The organism is Desulfobacterium sp. N47 (assembly GCF_051233685.1).
In the GTDB taxonomy this organism is placed as follows: Bacteria; Desulfobacterota; Desulfobacteria; order Desulfobacterales; family RPRI01; genus RPRI01.
Genome location: NZ_JBAMMY010000221.1, coordinates 1 through 21,739, shown reverse-complemented (window position 1 = coordinate 21,739; position 21,739 = coordinate 1). Strand labels below are relative to the sequence as shown.

At 42.2% G+C, this 21,739-nt stretch carries 12 protein-coding genes and 2 pseudogenes; 5 read left to right on the top strand and 9 right to left on the bottom strand.

Annotation, left to right across the window (positions count from 1 at the left end):
- Nucleotides 1-472: 472 nt before the first annotated feature.
- The 3 genes and pseudogenes from VXK47_RS14500 to fdhF all read left to right on the top strand — a co-directional run.
- Nucleotides 473-1,381 (top strand): uroporphyrinogen decarboxylase family protein, encoded by a 909-nt coding sequence (locus VXK47_RS14500; RefSeq protein WP_435549504.1) that lies wholly within the window; start codon nt 473-475, stop codon nt 1,379-1,381.
- Between the two features lie 306 nt (nt 1,382-1,687).
- Nucleotides 1,688-3,160 (top strand): annotated as a pseudogene (locus VXK47_RS14495) (FAD-dependent oxidoreductase); the annotation flags it as partial.
- A 264-nt stretch (nt 3,161-3,424) separates the two neighbouring features.
- Nucleotides 3,425-5,806, top strand: a pseudogene (gene fdhF, locus VXK47_RS14490) (formate dehydrogenase subunit alpha); the annotation flags it as partial.
- Between the two features lie 99 nt (nt 5,807-5,905).
- Here fdhF and VXK47_RS14485 read toward each other — a convergent pair.
- Nucleotides 5,906-8,812 carry a transglycosylase domain-containing protein gene (locus tag VXK47_RS14485; RefSeq protein WP_435549503.1) on the bottom strand — a complete coding sequence of 969 codons (2,907 nt, stop codon included), beginning with the start codon at nt 8,810-8,812 and terminating at the stop codon, nt 5,906-5,908.
- A gap of 928 nt (nt 8,813-9,740) precedes the next feature.
- On the opposite strand from VXK47_RS14485, the gene VXK47_RS14480 reads away from it, so the two are divergent.
- Both VXK47_RS14480 and VXK47_RS14475 read left to right on the top strand, forming a co-directional pair.
- Nucleotides 9,741-10,781 (top strand): PAS domain-containing sensor histidine kinase, encoded by a 1,041-nt coding sequence (locus VXK47_RS14480; RefSeq protein WP_435549502.1) that lies wholly within the window; start codon nt 9,741-9,743, stop codon nt 10,779-10,781.
- A complete protein-coding gene (locus VXK47_RS14475; protein ID WP_435549501.1) occupies nt 10,736-11,698 on the top strand; it encodes a hybrid sensor histidine kinase/response regulator in 963 nt (320 codons plus the stop codon). The genes VXK47_RS14480 and VXK47_RS14475 overlap by 46 nt, the downstream gene beginning before the upstream one ends.
- Before the next feature lie 32 nt (nt 11,699-11,730).
- Here VXK47_RS14475 and VXK47_RS14470 read toward each other — a convergent pair whose 3' ends face one another.
- The 8 genes from VXK47_RS14470 to VXK47_RS14435 form a co-directional block, all read right to left on the bottom strand.
- Nucleotides 11,731-12,213, bottom strand: coding sequence for an MFS transporter (locus tag VXK47_RS14470; protein ID WP_435549500.1), 483 nt, complete (start codon nt 12,211-12,213; stop codon nt 11,731-11,733).
- Between the two features lie 50 nt (nt 12,214-12,263).
- Nucleotides 12,264-12,737 (bottom strand): MFS transporter, encoded by a 474-nt coding sequence (locus VXK47_RS14465; RefSeq protein WP_435549499.1) that lies wholly within the window; start codon nt 12,735-12,737, stop codon nt 12,264-12,266.
- Nucleotides 12,692-13,012 (bottom strand): hypothetical protein, encoded by a 321-nt coding sequence (locus VXK47_RS14460; protein ID WP_435549498.1) that lies wholly within the window; start codon nt 13,010-13,012, stop codon nt 12,692-12,694. The genes VXK47_RS14465 and VXK47_RS14460 overlap by 46 nt, the downstream gene beginning before the upstream one ends.
- Before the next feature lie 232 nt (nt 13,013-13,244).
- A complete protein-coding gene (locus tag VXK47_RS14455; protein WP_435549497.1) occupies nt 13,245-14,324 on the bottom strand; it encodes a hypothetical protein in 1,080 nt (359 codons plus the stop codon).
- Nucleotides 14,325-14,373: 49 nt separating this feature from the next.
- Nucleotides 14,374-17,076: a DEAD/DEAH box helicase gene (locus VXK47_RS14450; protein ID WP_435549496.1), complete on the bottom strand. Its 2,703-nt coding sequence runs from the start codon at nt 17,074-17,076 to the stop codon at nt 14,374-14,376.
- Between the two features lie 69 nt (nt 17,077-17,145).
- Nucleotides 17,146-18,960, bottom strand: coding sequence for a RecQ family ATP-dependent DNA helicase (gene recQ / locus VXK47_RS14445; protein ID WP_435549495.1), 1,815 nt, complete (start codon nt 18,958-18,960; stop codon nt 17,146-17,148).
- A 168-nt stretch (nt 18,961-19,128) separates the two neighbouring features.
- Nucleotides 19,129-21,123 (bottom strand): aldehyde ferredoxin oxidoreductase N-terminal domain-containing protein, encoded by a 1,995-nt coding sequence (locus VXK47_RS14440; RefSeq protein WP_435549494.1) that lies wholly within the window; start codon nt 21,121-21,123, stop codon nt 19,129-19,131.
- A 17-nt stretch (nt 21,124-21,140) separates the two neighbouring features.
- Entirely contained in the window at nt 21,141-21,560 is a 420-nt protein-coding gene (locus VXK47_RS14435; protein ID WP_435549493.1) for a 4Fe-4S dicluster domain-containing protein, read from the bottom strand.
- Nucleotides 21,561-21,739 lie beyond the last annotated feature (179 nt).

Here is a 21,739-nt window from a genome sequence, read left to right as displayed (position 1 = left end):
ACTAAGTTGGGCAAGGCCGTTATCGTTACCGGTTTAATGATCAGGGAGATGTTCGTAATCCCTGAACTGGCAAGACTCAGAACCGCTTGCCAATAAATTCTTTTGCCATTTTTGCAAGAACTTTACAATTAAGGGACTAAGTTTATTCATATTCAGATCAACTCCTTTAAAGGATTGTATAAGATGGAAATATTTTGAGCTTTTCAATCGTTGCGGATATTCTGTGGCGGAAAAAAGATAAAGCCGGAGGCACTCATCCATCTCCTGTTCCCGCACAACGTATGATTATTTCGAAGCCGTCTTATTTTTGGTGGTAGAAATCTATGGTAAAATAAGCTATGTTCTAAATATATAATACTAAAAAATATTGTCAGATATTATTAAGCAATATATATACCGACATGATAAATATCTTAAATAAAATTTATAATAATTGAAATTATATTTCATAAAATAAAGAGGTAACACTTCAATGGAACAGAATTTATCTTACAATTCCCGCCAGAGAGTGCAAAAAACAATTCGGCATGAAGCAACGGACAGAATACCAAAAGGTGAACTTACAATAGCAGATGCTGTAATAAAACGCGAATTAAATTGCACCGATGTCGGCTTTGATGAAAAATCCAGATTCGTAAACCAGATAGGCCTTGATATTATAACCATTTCTCCGGTTTTTAAACATGGAAAAGAAAAGCTTGCAGCTCCCGGTGATTCAACATGGCCGGATATTGAAAAATGGTGCAAAGATACTTCACTGTTTACTTTTGCTGTTGTAAACGGAGCCCTGGAAACAGGGATGCGGATACACGAATGGTCAGGATTTTTAAAACTTATAAAAAAATCGCCCCCGATTCTTTCATCTTTTATTGAAGATGTTGAAAAACTTAATATATCCATGTTTAAAGAAGTTGCACAAATGGGTGTGGACGGCATCCTGCTGGCAGATGATGTTGCTTATGCCGGAGGACTTTTAGTAAATCCGAAAATTCTCAGGCAAAATTTTTTTCCTTCTCTTGCAAGACAGGCTGAAGAAATTGACCGGCTGGGCCTTTTTGCTTTTTATCATTCGGACGGCAACTACCAGGAAATTATTCCCGATCTGATTGATATGCATTTTCAGGGAATACAATGCCTGGAACAAAGAAGCGGTATGGACACGGCTAAATTACAGGAACAATACGGAGACCGGATCTGCCTGTGGGGAAGTATCGATATAGAAGATACCGTTAATGCACGTAAGCCGGATAATTTAAAGACAATTACAGATTCTTTAAAATCACTGCAAAAGCAAAAAGGAATTATACTGGGCACTAATAACGGCCTCTATGAGGTGACTGATATTGCCGGTTTAACAGCAATTTACCAGTCATTGTATTAATTCATGTGTGTATTATGCCCAGGGACTCCACCTTACTCTTTATGAGACTCCATTGTTTAATGATAAAATGCCTGGACATATGGGCCTGTAGTTGCTGACTTATACCATGCTTATGAGCTGCAACAGAAACTTTATTCTGATAATAGCCATATATAGTTTATTTTTTCTTGACTTATTTATGCCATTTTTGACATATACCATTAAATAATAATAAATACTGTTGTACCGCAACAATGGGTGCGTTTTTTTGCCTTGCTGCGGGAAAGTTCAAACAATAACAAACAAAAACCGATAGTGGAGTGATATATGTCTAAAGTATCTCTGACTATAAATGATCAAACCGTTAGTACGGAATCCGAAAACACCATATTGCAGGCTGCTGCCCAGGAAGGTATTTTCATTCCGACTCTTTGTCACAATCCCTTGTTAAAACCTGAAGAGGCTTGCAGGATATGCGTGGTTGAGGTGGAAGGTGAAGATAAGCTGATTGCATCGTGCTCCGCCAAAGTTAAGGAGGGGATGATTGTACGTACAGATTCTCCTCTGGTTCTGGAGACAAGAAAGGGTCTTTTAACATTAATGCTTGAGCAGCATTATGGCGATTGTGTGTCGCCATGTCATATGACTTGTCCCGGACACCTGGACATTCAGGGTTATATTGCTCATATTGAAAGAGGCGATCCTATAGAAGCCCTTAGACTGATAAAAGAAAAGACTCCTTTTGCCGCAACACTCGGAAGGGTGTGTCCGCATCCCTGTGAGATCGAATGCCGCCGCAATCGTGTGGAAAATGCTATAAACATCAAGGATCTGAAAAGATTTGCGGCCGATTATGCCGCCGAGCGCGGAGTCAGGGTAACACCGGCTCCACCGCCTGATACCGGCAAAAAAGTTGCCATAATAGGAGGCGGTCCTGCAGGACTTGCAGCCGCTTATTATCTTCGTCTTAAAGGCCACGCTGCTACAATATATGATGCCATGCCCAAACTTGGAGGTATGCTAAGATACGGTATTCCCGAGTATCGTCTGCCGAAAGCCATGCTTGACCAGGAAATACAGGAGATTCTGGATCTTGGCGTAAATGTGAATACAAACAAGAAATTCGGAAAAGATTTTACTCTGGCATCACTAAGAAGCGAGGGTTATGATGCGATATTTCTGGCCATAGGAGCATGGAGCTCTTACAAGCTTGGTATTTCAGGAGAAGAAATTAGCGGAGTAATGCCCGCCATAGAATTTCTGATTCGAAATGCCTCAGGAGATCCGCCGCCTGTGGGTAAAAAGGTGGTAGTAATCGGAAATGGAAATACAGGCATGGATGCCGCCAGAAGCTGCCTTCGTATGGGCGCCCAGGAAGTAATAATGCTTTATCGCCGGACCAAGGCCGAGATGCCGGCTAATCCGCAGGAAATTCATGATGCCGAGGAAGAAGGTATTAAAATACATATCCTGGCAACACCTACAAGGATTATATCAAAAGAAGGGGTTTTTTCCGGAGTTGAATATCTTAAAAATGAACTGAAAGCCGCGGACAGCAGCGGTCGTCCGAGACCGGTTCCTATTGAAGGTTCCGAGACAATTCTTGAAGCGGATCAGGCAATTGTATCCATCGGACAATTTTCCGATGTTGATTTTTTTAAACAGGAAACGGAACTTAAAGACGCCGCTTTCACGAAAAAAGGAATCCCTGAAACGGATATAAACACTTTTCAATCATGTATTCCGTATCTGTTTTTAGGCGGAGATCTTTTAAGAGGCCCGAGAACAGTTATTCAGGCAAGTGCTGACGGGCGTGAGGCCGCTTTATCCATGCACAAATATCTGACTGATGGAGTTGTTTCTTCTGATGCCAGAACGTTTAATATAACAAAAGGTAAATTAAAAGATGTTGATCAGGTTAATTTTGAAGGCATATTAAGCCGTCCGCGCTACGAAACACCTATTCTTCCGGCTGCTCAAAGGATTAAAAGCTTTGAAGAAGCTGAATTAGTGTTTACCGAAGCTCAGGCCAAAGACGAAGCTGCAAGATGTCTTTCCTGCGGGTGTCAGGATGCTTTTGAATGCAGGTTACGCGAATATGCAACGATATATGGGGTAGATCAGGATAATCTTAAATCATGGAAGAAAAGAAAATATGACATTATAGATAAACACCCTTTGATAACCATAGATCCCAACAAATGCATCACATGCCGCAAATGCTTAAACGGCTGCTCGCAATATCAGGTTCAGTATGCTTTCGATCTGCTGCAAACTGAAGCCGCAGAAAAGATCGGACCGCCTGTTTATACCCCAAGCATTAATGACCGCTGCGTTTCCTGCGGTTATTGCCTGGCAAACTGTCCCACCGGAGCACTTTCCGAAAAGAGCGAGGGACTTCCCGGCCCATGGAAACTGGAGAAGGTCAGAACTACATGTCCTTACTGCGGAGTTGGATGCCAGCTTTCTCTTGAAAAGGTCGGCGACAGGGTTGTCAAGGTAAACGGAGTGAACGCTCCTCCCAACTACGGACATCTGTGTGTGAAAGGCAGATTCGGATTTAATTTCATTTATTCCGATGAGAGGCTTAAAGTACCGCTGATAAGAGAAGGAGACGAGTTTAAAGAAGCTACCTGGGATGAAGCATTTGATCTTATAGTAAGCAAACTGAAAGAGACTATCGCCAAACACGGACCTGATGCAGTTGCAGGTGTCAGTTGTGCCCGCAGCATCAACGAAGACTCTTACCAGATGCAAAAACTTTTCCGCGCGGTGATCGGTACAAACAATATCGATCACTGCGCACGTACGTGACATGCTCCTACTGTCGCCGGGCTGGCGGCTGCTTTTGGTTCAGGTGCTATGACAAATTCTTTTTCGGATTTTTCCAAGGCCAGGATGATTCTTGTTATAGGTTCGAATATGACAGAGGCTCATCCGGTTGCTGCTGCTGCCGTTAAAAGAGCGTTAGGAAACGGCGCACAGATGATCGTTATTGATCCGAGACGAACCGATCTTGCAAAATTGGCGAAGATTCATTTACCTCTTAAAGTAGGAAGTGACATAGCTCTTATTAACGGACTTATGAATGTTCTTATAACGGAAGATCTTTATGACAGAAACTATGTAAATTCATGTACTGTGGGTTTTGAGGAACTCAAACAAAAAGTTATGGAGTATTCACCGGAACGTGCGGCGCAAATAAGCGGAATAGATGCCGATACGATCAGAAAAACGGCAAGAACTCTTGCCTCTATAAAACCTGCCATGCTGATATATACCCTTGGCATTACCGAGCACACATGCGGTGTAAACAATGTTTTAAGCTGTGCTAACCTTCAGATGCTTTTAGGAAATGTTGGATTTGAATGCGGAGGGGTAAATCCTTTAAGAGGCCAGAATAATGTTCAGGGCGCATGTGACATGGGCGCATTACCGAATGTTTTTCCGGGATACCAGAAAGTGGAAAGCCCGGAGATGAGAGCTAAATATGAAGCTGCCTGGAAAGTGAAACTTCCTGAGAAAAACGGAATGATGATGCCGCGCATGATGGATGGTCTTGTTGACGGTAAAATAAAATTCTTCTATGTTTTTGGGGAGAATCTTGCGAATACCGAACCTGATATACATCATATTGAGCATTGCCTTTCTTCCGCCGAATTTATGGTTTGCCAGGATATTTTCCCGACCGAAACAACCCGGTTTGCCCATGTAATATTACCGGCTGCGGCCTGGAGTGAAAATGACGGCACATTTACAAACAGCGAACGCAGGGTGAGCCGTGTTCGCACAGTTAAAGAACCACCCGGAGTATCCAAACCGAACTGGTGGATATTCAAAGAGATTGCAAAACGGATGGGGCAAGACTGGGAATCAGACAGTGCACAGGAACTCTGGGATAATGAAATATCTGTTCTGGCGCCTCAATTAACAGGTATCAAGTATTCGCGCATTGAAGAAGACGGTCTCCAATGGCCAGTACCGACATTAGATCATATGGGAACTTTGACTTTGCACAAGGACGGCTGTTTTACATGCGGTCTCGGAAACCTTACTCCTGTGGAATGGACTCCACCGGCTGAGGTGGCGGATGCACAATATCCTTTCGTATTAAGTACCGGACGCAGGCTTTACCATTATCACACCCGTACACAAACCGGCCATACCAAGGGGCTTAATGAACTATTGGGCGAGGAAACAGCCGATATTTCTTTTGCGGATGCCGAAAGGCTGGGCATTAAAAACGGTGAGAAGGTTCGGGTTAAATCAAGACGTGGCGAAGTGATAGTAAAAGCAAAGGTTACGGATCAGGTTCCTGCAGGTATGGTATGGATGGCCTTTCACTTCAGGGAAGGCAATGCCAACTGGCTGACCAATCCTGCATTTGATCCGGTCAGCATGACTGCTGAATACAAAGCCTGTGCTGTGGCTGTTGAGAAAGTATAATAACAAATATAATAAAATCGGCCGTTATTCCTGTGAAGAATACCTATATGTGGAATAATGGCCGGTTTTGTTTTATGCAAAAACTTCCTGCTACCCGTGTTACTTTCCTGATATCCGAACATCGTCCAGACGGGGAATAATATTGGGCAGCAGCATTTTAAGAATACTAACCGGCAAAGAACTGGAAAATTCATAATCTGCCGCGTCAGGGCCGGATACAAATGCGTTCACCGTCCCGAAATGGCGATCACCTATAAAAAATACAAACACAGCAGTTCTGTTCATTACTTTTGACGATGTCAGGTTGCCCCATTTGTTAAAGGTTTTATAACGATGATCGCCGGTTCCCGTTTTACCGCCTATTGCCAGTGGATTTCCTTGTGCCGAAAAGGCTGTATTTTTCAAACGGCCGGCCGTTCCCTGCTCAACCACATCCAACAATGCCATTTTTACGGTTTGTGCGGTTTCAGGTGCGATAACCTGCTTTCCTTCTGCCGGCAAAAGATTCATAAGAGTTTCATAAGGAGTATTTTTAGCGAAATAAAGTGATTCAACCTGAGTTCTGGGATAAATAATTCCGTTATTTAATACAATACCAATCAATTCAGCCAGGGCTGATGGCCGATCACCTGAACTGCCAATGGCACTGGCATAAGACGGAACAAGATAGTCAAACGGATAGCCCAGCTGCTTCCATTCGCGATGTATATCCTGAAACGCTTCCAGTTCGATAATCGTTCGAATCCTTTTATGTTGTTTATAAGGATTTTTTGTTTTAAACAGCCAGCGATAAACCTCCTGCCGTATATCCGTGCTTTGTTTAATTGCTTCGTCTATGCCTGCTTTAGAATTTGACTGTAAAAAGCTCACCAGCCACAGTTCCAGCGGGTGAACATGCGCAATATAACCGACATCTGCCAATGAGAAACTTCCAGGTGCATATCGGGTATAAAGAGTTTTGATATACTTATCCGTCAGACGGGAACCAGGAAGATATTTATTTATAAAGGCTTCAAAGTCATCCATCGACGCTTGAGGTGTTAAATACAGAAAGGCCGCAGCAAGTCGAAAAGGAGTGGGCTGAACCTTCATAAACAGCAGCTCTCTGGACTCATCATAGGTTTTCCCCCGGTATTTGTTATAAAAGCGCCTGGTAAACTGAATGCCTTCCTTGTTGGCAAACTGGATAAGAAGCCGGTTTTTATCCGTATCACTGATTTTGTCTATAGACCGTGGTGTAACACTATATCGTTGGTAAACATAGTAATAGACGATATCTCTCATCATTCTTATAAACACAAGGTTGACGGACTGCCGGAAGGCTTCACATACCGACATCACCCGGAAGTTGTCTTTCTTATTAAAATTGGCGAATGATTGCATTCCACCGCCAGTGGCAAACCTTTCCCCTACACCTGCTGAATATGTCCGGTTCATGGCGGCATCAAGAAATAGAATCTGCGATTTATCCTGAGCTTTAGACAGATAATCAATTGTCCACCGGGTTAAAGGATCCAGTGCCGGATCTTGGGATATCCGCTTAAGATCCTCAGAAGGTGAATTCTGATACTTATGGTGGATTTTGGTAAGAATACCCAGGTAATGAATCAAAACGCGCAGTTTGGCCGAGGAACCCATATCCAGCTTCATCTGTTCATCAATGTTGAAGGAACCGCCATAATTATTGGTCTGTACCCTCAGCACATTCCCAACAGGTGTTTTTTCGTATAAACTGACACTGTATATTACTTTCGACGGATCGCCTTTTCCAAGAAGATGCGGACCTGTAAGCCCGGACTTTAGAATATTTGACGGATCCTTTAATGAATAAAGTGCTTCTGTGATTTCCCGCTGGAGATCGGCATCGATGCTGGTTTTGACATCCAGATCGAGACGATCCAGATCATAAAATCTATTAATACCCAGAGTTGCCATCAGCTTTGACCGGATGAAACCGGCAGCTTTTTTTTGAGGAATCTCCATAGAATACAAAAGAGCGCCCTTATTTTTAAAATCCAGCCGGGATGCAATTGCCGCATCTCTGATTTGAGGAGAAATCACTCCTGCACCGGCAAGAAGGCCGCAGTATGTATTTGTAAGCGTTTCAAGATATTGTCTGTGAGTTATCAGATAAGCCGAAGGACGTCGCTGAGACAGGAAAAGACTTAATGCTGCTTTAAGCGAACTTCCGATCTCATTTGCATGTTCGGGGGAAATATTTTTTTTCCGGGCGTCGGCCAGCAAACGGTTAACGGTTTTAAAATCAAGCCCATACCATGCCCACAAACCATCTCCCAGTCCCAGCACTTCGCCGTAACCTGGTGCCGCTGCAAGCGGAATGGAGTTAATATAGGCCAGCAAAATTTTTTTACGGGTCTCGCAGGTTTTTTCCCCTAAAGAATAGGCCCTTAACGATGAAGAAATAATTTGCCTGAGTTTTTCTTTTGCCGTATCTGTGAGTCCTCCTGGTGAATGCCTGAATTTTTCAAGCTGTGTAGATAAGGTGCTGCCACCAGCTACATTGCCGTCTTTACCAACAAAAGACATGGCTGCATCGGATAAAGACTTTAACAGGCGTTCCCATTCGATAGCAGGATTTTGATATGACGAATGCGTATCCAGAAGATGACGATTTTCTATAAACATAAGCATGTCGGCCAAAACCGGAGGAATTGATTTGAAATCAGGGTAAATACGTTCCGGGAAATTCTGATATAATAATGGTTTGTCATACCGGTCCAGAATGCGGATGCCTCCCTGGGTTTTTTCCGGGTAAATGGTGAACACACCTAAGTCGACACACCTTAAAAGGTATGGGGACCATCTGGCCTGTTTCGCTACGGCATATCCTTCTCCACTCATCTTACCGATCCATTCCGGAATTCGGGAATATCCCAGACGAATATCGTAGGGACCAAACTTTGGGAAACGAATATCTTTACTTTCCCCGCTTTCGACTTTATAGGAAAATTTTTTTGCAATACTTGAAAAAACCAGCGATTGCATTCTTGAGGTTTTAATTTCCCATATAAACAGTCCGATACTCAGGATGATAAATAAAAGGCAGAATAGATAAACAGACACACTTAAAGGAGTACGCCCCCGCCTGGAATATAAATATTGGTTCAGTTGTTCTTTTTTTTTGGGATAAAAGATCATTTTCTTTATTATTCAGCTGTAGAATGTGAAATATGTACTTCAGATTATTAATGTATTGTGCTATATCAAATAATTATCAGGTATTCAACCCATTTGTTTTTTTATTAATCCGGACTTATAATCCGGGATCGCTCATCTATAACTATTTATCATTTTTTTATAAAAGAACAACTGCATTTAACACAGGATCTCCGCATTTAGAATTAATAAAAACTACATATGGATAAACAAAGGGAAGTCGCTATTTGTGCCATTAAGGAGTAAGTGAAATCATAGCCACAGATTCCCCCTTAAAAAGGGGGAATTGATGTTGATTTACCTACGTGGAGATCATGTAAATCCCAAATGCGGCTACCCTGGCCTGGCATTTAAGATTGGTAAGTTTTTTGTGTGAAAAATGAATCAAACTTATGGATGCCCCCGGTACTTTCCACAAAAAACTACAAATAAGAAATAAATAAGTTTTAATATTTCAATATTGAAATATATATATTTATGCTGGAACTAATGATACAAAGGCATTATTTTCAATATTCAATTAATTACCATGTGTTAACAGCATCTCAAACAGTGTTTTGCTCTGTGGCATCTATCTTGCTATAAATCAGAGGATTTAAGAGGCACCCTTGTTCAATAGCACAATACTATTTCGAGATCGCCCGGCCTGGCTAATGAGCGCTTATGGCTTAATGCCTCTTTTAGTGGGAGGAAAGATTGTTTTAGCCGCTCGTTTACTGTCCAGCCTGTTTAGTTGCAAGCAAAATAAAGGATTTGAATGAATACTTCGGATACGTTCGGAACAGATAATATCTATCGCTCGATTTTTGAAAATGCCGTGGAGGGTATTTTCCAAAGTACTCCTCAAGGTAAATATCTGAAGGTCAATCCGGCATTGGCCCGAACATACGGATACCGATCACCAGCGGAGATGTTTCAAAAACTTCATGATATCGGCAGTCAGCTTTACGTCGAACCGACGCGGCGGGATGAATTCATGGCTGAAATGGTGCGTTGTGGCTCTGTACGTGATTTTCAATCGGAAATCTTTCGTGCAGACGGAACACGGATATGGATATCCGAAAATGTGCGGGCAGTCAGAGATACAGCCGGTGCTATTCGATATTACGAGGGATTCGTTACCGATATAACGGAATTGCGAAGGTCACAGGAGAAACTGGAACAAAGAGATGCCCTGCTGAGCAGCATATTTCGCACGGTGCCGGTGGGAATCGGAATAACCTTCAACCGAATTTTACACCAGGTGAACGACCGGTTGGCTGAAATGCTGAAATACACACCCGATCAGATGGCAGGCCGAAGTGCGTCTATTCTATATCCGAGTGAGGAAGAATTCCATCGGGTTGGATATATCAAGGACGCGCAGATACTTAAAAATGGAACCGCAATTTTGGAAACCACCTGGCAAAAAAGCGACGGGGCCAGGATTGATATCCTGTTGAGTTCCACGCGGATCGATCATCCCCGATTCAAGTCGGGTAACATTTTTGCGGCCATGGATATTACAAAACGGAAGGCGGCGGAAGAGGAAAGAACACAGCTCGAAAAACAGGTCCGGCATTTTCAGAAAATGGAGTCTCTGGGAACACTGGCTGGCGGCATTGCCCATGACTTCAACAATATTCTTTCTCCTATCATTGGTTTTACGGAACTTACCATGGTGCATATGGCAGAAGGGTCGCAAGAAATAAACTATCTTACGCAGGTTATCAATGCCTGCCAGCGGGCCAGCATCTCGTCGAGCAGATTCTTATGTTCAGTCGACAAAGCAAGCCTGAAAAAAAACCGGTTCAAATAAAACTTGTTGTAAAAGAAGCTCTGGCCCTGCTGCAGGCATTGATTCCCGATTCGGTCGAGATGCGAGAAAACCTTTGCAGCAATGCACTGGTATCGGCCGATTCCAACCAGATCCATCAAGTCGTTATGAATCTTTGTACCGATGCGAGCTATGCAGTCGCCGACAAAGCAGACGGAATAATAGAAATAGGTTTGCTGGAAAAATCACCACAAAATCTTCCTGAATCGGATACAACCGGACATTTCTTAGAACTTTACGTCAAAGACAACGGACACGGCATTCCGTCAAAAACGATTGAGCGGATTTTCGAACCGTTTTTTACCACCAAAGGCAAAGGAGAAGGATCGGGACTGGGTCTTGCTCTAGTGCATGGGATTATTCGAAGCCACGGTGGCCGGATCGAGGTTGAAAGCCAACCTGAACAAAGCACAGTCTTTCGCATTTATCTGCCGATTATGGAAGAGCCCTCGACCAATCTTGAAGATTCCCGGAAATCTGCATCCGGCGGTAATGAGCGCATACTTTTTGTAGACGATGAACCGAGTATCACCAACATGGTGAAACTTATTTTAGAACGCTTCGGCTATTCCGTTGTCTGCTGCAACAGCAGCACCGAAGCGCTGTCAATTTTCAAATCTCAACCTGAACAATTCGACGGAATCGTTACGGACATGATAATGCCAGGAATGACGGGGCTTGAAATGGCCAGAGAGATTTGTAAAATCCGGCTAAAAACACCAATAATCTTGTGTTCAGGTTGCATAGAAGATTTTTTGCTTCACGAAGCTCGGTCTGCCGGAATCCGGGGTTTCGTGCGCAAGCCCTTGCTGATGCATGAAATAGTGACAGTCCTCCGAAAGGCATTGGATGATGCATCAGAGTTTGCGGAGGCATCCGGCTCTCCGGAAAAGTGTTAGCAGAATTTTCGCATTGCCCCTCTGCGTGAGAATTATTCTGTCTCTCCCTTGGGAACCGGAGATTCTTTAGTTATCTCTTCTTTGCCTTTTAATGTGAAGGTTAAAAGAGCGCCACAAATAAGCATGACACCGGCAATAATCAAAGATGAAGTATAAGAGCCGCTATAGGCCTGAAGCATCTGGGATACCCTTCCCAACACAAAACCACCGACACCCCATGCGCTAAATACGATCCCGTAATTGGTCCCAAAGTTCTTCAATCCCCAATGATCCTTTGTCAGCGAGGGGAAAAGTGAGAGATTGGTCCCATAATTGAAACCGATAAAAGTGGCCAGAACAACAAGCAACAAGGGCTTTGTGCTGCTGGAACCTACAATGGGAATAGCGACAAACATAAGTACGGCCTGGAAAGTCAACATGATTGTCAGGGTCGCACGTCGGCCGATTTTGTCAGATAAGATCCCTGCGATAATTCTTCCGCCTGCGTTGCCGATAGCCATGATGGCTACTGCCAAGAAGGCTGGTTCTCCCATGCTTTGTTTGGCCATACCGGCAACACTGCCGATTACCCCATGAGCCCGGCGCCGGATCCAATGAAATAAATGATCCAGAGGCTGTAAAAAGTGCCGGTTTTGAGCATTTCGCTTGGGGTCGAATCTTTTGCTGCAATTATCGGTTGAGTACTGCCTTTGGTTTTGCTGACTACCGGCTTATAACCTTCAGGGGGATTTTTCAGCATCATAGAAAGAACACACACAACTATTAGAAATGCGATTCCAAAAAAGAGCATAGCCTTCTGCAATCCCCAAATACCAAGCAGATATTGTGAAAGGGGTGCAATATAGACAGATGCCAAGCCAAATCCTGAGACCACCAGCCCTGCAATCAATCCGGTTTTAGAAGGAGGAAACCATTTCAGCGCCGGGGGTGTGGCGGCTGAGTAACCAAAGCCAATGCCGGTACCGGCCAGAATTCCAAAGCCGATGATCCAAACTACATAACTTGTGGTCGTTGAAATCCAGATAAAGCCAATGCCCACCAAGACTCCACCCATGAAGGCCGTAATTCTGGGGCCAAACCTGTCCGGCATTTTCCGGCCAAAATCATGGCAAAGGAGAAGACAAGGCAGCAGATCGCATAGGGATCGTTTAAAGAAGCAAGATCCCAGTTAAAAGCGCCTTCCCCGCCTGCTTTAATAGATTTTTCTATACTCCCTTTAAAGATACTCCAGGTATATAAAATGCCAAGAGCAAGGTTAATGCACGTTCCACTGAACGTGACAATCCATCCCCTGTTTTTGATTTGTTGCAACATATGATTCTCTCTTTATTCTTCGAGCAGTGATTCACAGCCGACGCATTAAACTGAGTATTTAAAGGGACAGAACACAAAGTCCCAGGAAAATATCCCGTTTAATGATATCCTGTGACATAAACATCTCCTAAATGGCAGGCTGAAAAACGGCCTCCGGATACGATTCAACCATCAGCAGAAAAACCGGAATTACCGGTGGAATAAATGTATTAAACAAAAGACATAATTAGAATCATAACTTCTGTTTTTGTTTTCCTGTATAAACTCCCCTGCCCGCTCTTGCTATCGTTCCTTTTTTAAAAGCGCTGTATAAAGTACTTCTGATTTTCTTTCCATCAATTCCTGTTTTCTTTTGCAATGCGGCAACATCAATTCCGTTCTTTGCCCGTTTTACAATCCTTAGTATTTGTGCTGCCTGGGCATCTCCTATATCTTTCTTAAGAGATTTGGAAGCCTTTACCGGCAGCTTTATAATTTTTTCAGTTTCTTTTATTTTTTTCAAAGCCTTCGGTTTCTTTTCAGGTTTAAGAGCTTCTTTTTTCTTTGCCGGATTATAAGCTGCGGTTGTTTCAGCCACAGTATCTGTGTCAAGATCAATCCCGAATATATCACTAAGAGCTGAATCATCCATAACTCTTGCAGTTTTCTTTTCAGCTGACTGCAACAGATTACTTGTCCTGTCTTTAAGCGCATGGCTTATTAAATCGCTCATTTTTACTTGTCTTAGTTTAAAAAAAAGCCCCGGATCTTCATCAAGCCTTGCACCCACGGCATAAAGTGTTGCCGAAACATGTTTGCACATGCTTGCCCAGTCAGGACAAGAGCAGTTGAATTTTATTTCTTTTGGCGATGGAAAGAGGCCATTATCTTTTTCCATGAAAATCTCGCCAAGAGCTTTAGGAAATTTGCCGGCCAGAAGATCCTGCAATGAATCAAGTTCTTTTGCAGCAGCGGCTTTCATCCTGTTCCACACCGGCAAACTAATTGCCTCAATCTTTATACTGATATCATAAGGTTTTGTTCTTGTTCCCTGGACAATAGCATCGACTCTGCCTGAGTTTATTTTAAGATCAAGCACAGCACCCATCCGGACATAGCTGCGTCCGCGACCTATACGATTGCTGTAATCGGCATATCGTTCAAGATTTAGATTCCAGGATTTGCCCCACCAGGTTTGTGCCAGTCTATTTCCTTCAAGAATAACCGGAGTTATACCAGGGTCTTTTTGCAACAGTTTTTTTAATTGCTTTTGTGCTTTTTCCTTCTTTTCGCCTACTGATACATATCTAGGGTAGTAGTTCCAGCGTCCCATAATCACCTTCTCAGACTTTTAAATAAAGTTATCTGAAAGTCTGCATAATTTATAATGTTAATTTGAAAAGTTCCATAAGTTCATCATTTTTCATTTCAGTTATTAATGTTTCGCCGTAACATGAAATAACATCATTTGAAAGTTTTTTCTTTTCTTCAAGCATGTTATCTATTTTCTCTTCAACAGTTCCTTTAGTTATAAACTTATGCACAATCACATTCTTTTTCTGACCTATACGAAAAGCTCTGTCTGTTGCCTGATCTTCGACCGCCGGATTCCACCAACGGTCGAAATGAATCACATGGTTCGCTTCAGTGAGATTCAAACCCACACCGCCAGCTTTGAGTGAAAGAACCATAAATGGGATATAGCTTTGGCTCTGAAACTCTTCAACGATTTTTTTTCTCCTGCTAACCGGCACACCTCCATGCAGAATCAAACCTTTCCGGAAAAATATGCTTTCCAGAAAAACGGAAAGTGGTTCAGTCATCTCCTTAAACTGTGTAAATACAAGTACTTTTTCTCTTTTTTCGTAAATTGTTTCACATATTTCTCTAAGTCTTGCAAATTTTCCGCTGTCTTTTTCTTCATATTCCGTTGTCCCGTTATACTGATCGGGATGATTGCAGAGTTGTTTGAATTTGATTATAGAAGACAATACAAGTCCTTTTCTTTGAATGCCTTCCGTTTCAACTATTGCCCTTTTCAGCTCTTCCACCACTTTATTGTATAATAATACCTGTTTTCTACTCAAATCCGAATAGGTTTTCATTTCCACCTTATCCGGAAGATCGGAAATAACCGATTTATCGGTTTTCAGACGCCGCAAGACATAAGGGCTTATGAGTTTACGTAATTTTGAATATCCGGAATTGTTGCGTTTAAGCCTTTCCGAAAAGCCTTTAAATTCATTTATATTTCCAAGCAACCCCGGATTTAAAAAATCAAACAATGACCACAGATCGGAAAGCCTGTTTTCTATAGGAGTCCCGGTCATTATAATCCTGTTGTCAGAGTTCAATTTCTTTACAGCTCGGGACTGCTTTGCGCCCGGGTTCTTGATAGCCTGAGCTTCATCAAGGATAATATAATTCCAGGCATAAGACTGAAGCCATTCATATCTTTGAACCATTGCATAAGTCGTTATAACAAGATCAAAATTATCCGCTATATTATCTGATTTTCCCTTGGCATCAGAGCCGATCTTTACGCTGCTGTGCGCCACAAAATATCTAAGACCGGGGGAAAACCGCTCAATTTCACAAGACCAGTTAAAGATAAGAGAAGCCGGCACAACCAAAAGGCTTGCTTTATGGGAGGCTTTATTTTTTTCGGATTTTAAGATATGTAAAAATGCCAGTACTTCTATTGTTTTTCCAAGTCCCATATCATCGGCAAGACAAGCCCCGAATCGCAGTGAATGAAGAAAACACAGCCAGTTTACCCCTTTTTGCTGGTATTCTCTGAGCTTTGCTTTAAATGTATTATCCGGAATCACATAAGAAATCTTTTGAGGATCAGCCATTTTGCCGATCACCGATTCCAGCCATTTTCCGTTTGTGACACTTTGATCTATCTGCGCTCCATTATCTCCCAGCAGTTTTTCAGGCTGAAGTTGAAAGCGAAATGCATCCAAAAGGCCTAAGCCTTCCCCTCCTGACAGTTTCTTTGCTTTTTCGTATGCATCCAGCGTCTGCTTCAGTTTATCAGGATCTACCGCCACCCATTTATTTTTGATAAAAGCGAGTCCTTCATATTCATTCAGCAATTTTCTTGCTTCTTCTTCGGAAATTTGCGTATCTCCCAGATACAATTGTGCGTTAAAATCAACAAGAGCTCCCATTCCCACAAATGATGGTTCGTTATCACCCATGCTTACATTAAGCCTGATACCTGAAGTACTGCTTTTCCACCAGTTTGGAATTCGGCATAAAATGCCGCATTCTTCATATACGGGAATCTCCTTTAAAAAAGAAAAAGCCTCTTTTGCATTCCATGCCAAAGGATGAAACAATTCTCCATTTTCAAGAAGTTCCGAAACCAGATCACTTTTTTCGGCTGCCCGATGCACTGTTGTAAGCAACTGCAAGAGCTTTTCATTATCCTGCCCATACTCCTGGAGCGCAAATTTCAGCGGGAGATGTTTTGATTTTCCTTTATCATTGAGTTTAGTGGAGTATGTTGCCAGAAAGGCGAAAGGCAGTTCTTCTTTTTTGTTTTCCACAAGATGGAAATAAATCCTGCCTACAAGATGAATATCAGGACTGTATGAACGGATAAAATCTTCTACAGTTCCATCATATTTTTTAATCTCGTTTACATAAGTGTTTTTAAGCCGTAACCATGTATTTTCAAGCAACCCGGCATTAAGGTAATCCGAGCCTTCCATAAGCGGTGCATCTTCAAGAAAGCGTCTTAACTCATCTTCTTCAATTGTGATCTCGGCTTTATGCCTCAATAATTCAAGATCAGGCGTCCGTGAAAGCCTTTTTGTAAAAAATCCGGCAAAATTACGCCAGTAATCCAGACAAGGAGAAAGAAGTATATTCTTATCGCAAAACCCAAGAAACAGAAGCCAGGAGTCATTATCAAGTGAAAACCTGCGGTATATTTCTTCCTGCAACAGCCTGCTGTTATTAGAAAGAGGCTTTTTTGCATCAGTCCATTCCAGATACATAGAACCGTTTGGCATAATAACTGCCATTAAATCCCGATTCACATTTTCCGGTTTCTGCGATTCCGTTTCCTTCATTTATTAAATCCTGTCCACCTTTAATATAGATAGCCGCAAGAACTGTTATCTAATGATTTAAAGCGAGCATCAAGATACGTTGTTCGCTATTTTCTGTTCAAGGTAGCTGTTTATAATATCTAAAAAATAAGCGCCGTATTTCTTATGTTTTACGGTCCCGACACCATGTATATAAAACAGGCTTTCGTCTGAACGCGGATAATGGGTTGACATTTCTATCAATGTTTTATCCGGAAAAATTATGTAAGGAGGCACGCCTGCTTTATCGGCAAGCTCTTTTCTCATAATTCTCAGCTTTTCAAACAATACACGATCATAATCATTTTCTACTTCTCTTTTCTGCTGCTTTACTTGCCTTAGATCTTCTTCTTCAATCATTCCGAAGACTTTTTCCGTTCCTTTAAAAACATCATAAGCCTTCTCAGTAAGTTTCAAACTTCCGTATTTTGCATCCTGAATCATCAAGCCATTGTTTATAAATTGTCTGGCAAGATGAAACCACTGTTTGCCCGAATAATCTTTTCCTATCCCATAAGTTGACAATTTTTCATGCTCAAAATTATATATTTTTTGCGACTGAGAACCGCGAAGGATATCGATAATATGATTTATTCCAAACATTTCATTGGTACGCTTAACACATGAAAGAAATTTCTGAGCCAAAACAGTGATATCGGCAAGTTCTTTGTCTCCTGCAAGACAGTTATCGCACATATCACATTTTTCAATTTGATAATCTTCTCCAAAATAGTTCAGCAAAGGCCTGCGGCGGCATACAGAAGTTTCGGCAAATTGTAAAAGTGCATTAAGATGTATATTTGCAACCAGCTGTTCATCTTCACTTTTCTGGTTTATAAAATATTTGATTTTACGGATATCCCCATAACCAAACAATAGCACGCACTCAGCCTTTAGCCCATCGCGTCCGGCACGTCCGATTTCCTGATAATAGGTTTCAATGTTTTTAGGAAGATCAAAGTGAATTACAAAACGTACATTCGGCTTGTTTATTCCCATACCAAACGCGATTGTAGCTACAATAATCTGCACATCATCTTTTATAAACAACTCCTGATTGACCGCACGCTCTTTATCGGATAATCCTGCATGATAAGGCCTCACAGAATAACCGCCGTCTTGTAATATCTCATAAAGCTTATCTACCTGCTTTCTTGAAAAACAGTAGATAATTCCGGACTCTCCTGAATGCCCCGACAGAAAATCAATAGTTTGAGACACAGGTTTGTCTTTAGGTGTGATATTAAGATAAAGGTTTTGTCTGTTAAAGCTTGCAATAAACTCATTTGAAACATCAAAACCAAGGCTGGATTTTATATCTTCACGTACCCGTAAGGTAGCAGTTGCTGTAAGAGCGATACATGTTGCAGATGGAAAATGGGTTCTTACACCTGCAAGCTTCCGGTATTCAGGCCGAAAATCATGCCCCCATTCCGAAATGCAATGGGCCTCATCAATTGCCATGCAATCAATTTGAAGCGAAGAAAGAAGAGACAGTGTTCTTTGGGTAAGAAGAGTCTCGGGGGCAAGGTATAGCAGTTTTACTTCTTTTTTCTTTAACAGCTCAACATTGCGGCTATATTCTTCTCCTGACAAAGAACTGTTTAGAAACAAAGCCGAAACGCCAAGTTCGGTTAATTGCTCCACCTGGTCTTTCATCAGCGAAATAAGAGGAGAGACAACAATGGTCAAGCCCTCAAATATCAGAGCCGGGATCTGATAACAAAGTGATTTGCCACCTCCAGTCGGCATGATAACCAATGTGTGTCTTTTTTGAAGAACATTTTCTATGATTTTTCTCTGATGACTTCTGAATTCACTATATCCGAATACTTCAGCGAGAATGTTTTTTGCTTTGTCTGTCATAATATAAAGTCAATTATCCGAGATGTTGATAAAGTATGAATTTTTTTGAGCCTACCATATTTTAAAGCAAAAAAAAAGACTGCCAAATAAATATGGCAGTCTTTTTTATCCAAACAAAGCCGAAAACCAAAAAGTTATTTATCCGCTAAGATTCGGCATTATCAGCTTTCAGCCTAATTTACCGATCTTCTCCAGTTCGGGAGCCAGATATTCAAGACCCATATCCTTAAGGTGTTCCATGGTCGGATAACCGGTTTCTCTGTTCCATCCAAGGGCTTCATACCAATTTGCAACAGTTACCTTGAATTTCTCCATATCAATTCTCTTATACATGACTTTTTCAATTTCATCCCATTCCATTTTGGCAGTTCTTTCATTATCTCTGCACAAGATAGCCCGGGTCAATGTATTGATTCTTTCTCCGGCCTTATAGTATTCGGCCTCAGACATTTCTATCCCAGTAACTGCAGAAAACAGCCTGGCTTCAAGACCTGTTGATTTTGTGCCTTCACCGATCTCTTCATGTTCATACAGCCAGCCCATATATTTTCTCAGCGGAAACTGAAAGCAGACAGGCAGGCAGTCTATCAGGATTCCACGCATTGTTGCATCCTTAGCCCATTTTACAACAAAAGGGCTGCCGTATTTATCAGGCTCTTTCATAATATAACTAATGAAATCGTTGTGAATCCAGTCCGGCCATTTATTGTGATGAGGATCACGAGTATCGATCATCCAGCACAATGCTCCCGGAAGTGCGGCAATCGGGCCAAAAGCATGATCTGCCAGAATACCTCTGGAAGTATATCCCCAGCCGCCAATTCCCGCAACAGGATATTTTACAGGTCTGGGGGCATCGCCTTCCCGGGCTGCTTCAAGCCCTTCATATTCAGGGTACCAGTATTTTTCCGGGCCGAGTTTTTCCACTGTCCTTCTCAATCCCTCGGCAAGGGTATCTCCAAAGCCCTTTCTATAAGCAATCATGTTTAACAGTTTGATCCACCATTCATGGTCCCGGACATCGGTAGGCATCCCCATCAGAGATTCGGTGTCAATTCCCAATTGTTTCGTATAATGCAGCCAGGGTACTATGCCGTAGTTAATTTCATGATGATTAAAGCCCAATTGTTGGGCCAATACATGTACTTCAAAACCTTTTTCGAAATTCTTTTCACCTTCAAGCCTGTCGAAGAACTGCTCATATCGGGTGTGTACACAGCCGCTCATTCCTGTTATAAGTCCTGGACGGGTAACTGCCGGTACATTTTTGAATTCAAAAAAGCCGCAACCGCCAAGACAACCGGCGGCACATGATTTGGCAAAAATCGGATAAGGCATATTATGAATGCTGCCCATCCAATCCTTGGCATGGTTATCGAATATATCTTTTCCGCCTGTCCATTCTTCCCACCAGGGATTCTCACTCTTGTTTCCCAGATTTCCATATATTAAAGGGCGTTTTCTCCTTTTCGGATAAAATTCCATCGTCGCCTTAATGGCTGCTTCAGGATCTTTAACCTTTACCTGATGTTTGCCTCCGACAAGGACAATAGCTTTAAGCTTCTTTGAACCTAATACTGCGCCCATTCCGCCCTGTCCGGTTGCATTATGCGCTCCGCATCCAACAATTGCATAACGGATAAGATTTTCACCGGCAGGCCCGATCCCGTAAATGTCACAACGGTTTTTCCCGTAACGGTCCTGCAGTATTTGCTGCGAATCGATCAGTCCCAATCCCCAGAGACCTTTTGCCGGTTCCAGACTTGGCTTGCCGTTTTTAATTACAAGATAACAAGGTTTTTCAGATTTTCCCTCAAGAATGATTCCGTCATAACCGTTCCACTTAAGCCGTGCAGGGAAATGCCCGCCGATTGAAGTATTGGTAAACTGCTCCGGATAGCTTTGGGGCAACATGCCCAAAAAATTTACTCTTCCGGAACACGGCGACATGGTTCCCGAAGCAACTCCATTCATAATAAAAACTTTACTTTCAGGATCAAAAGCCTTGATTCCTGGTTTCATTTCCTCCCAGCATAACCTGAGCGCTATCCCATAACCGCCTATATATTTTGGAACATATTTCATCGTATCAACTGTAGAGAACTCACCTGTGGTGAGATTAACCCTCAGTATTTGTCCTGCCCATCCATATTGCTCACTCATGTTATCACTTCCTCAATTTATTTATATTTCTTTAAAGTAAGACACATAGTTGGACACATCTGAACGCATACCGGGCCATCCGGCCTGTCTTTGCAAAGATCACACTTAACAGCTTTCTTCTTCACACTATTATAGTTGATCCTCGGAGGTTCAACAGGACAGGCTCTTATACATGCTGCACATCCATTACACTTTTCTTCATCTATACATCTTGCACCGGTCTTTTCATCAATATACATTGCGTCTTCAGGGCAGGCCGCAACGCATGATGGCGCTATGCACTGTTTGCAGGTATAAGCAAAATACTCACCACGGAACGGATCTCTGGATTCCCATATTCTGTTAAGTTCCAGACCGCATGCTGCCTCGTGGACTGCTGCGCAATACAACTCACAGCTTCTGCAATCCTGGCAAACCGACTCCTTGGGATCAACCATGGATATGTAACCTATTGCTTTTGGATAGAATGCAGTTTTATCGAGATATAATCAAAAGTTGTGTTTAGGGAGATAGGTGGTGTATCCATCGGTTGATTGTTACCGAGGCAATTAACCGACCAAAAAAAAGGAAAGGATACACACACCATGAATAACGATAATGTAATTATAATTAAAAA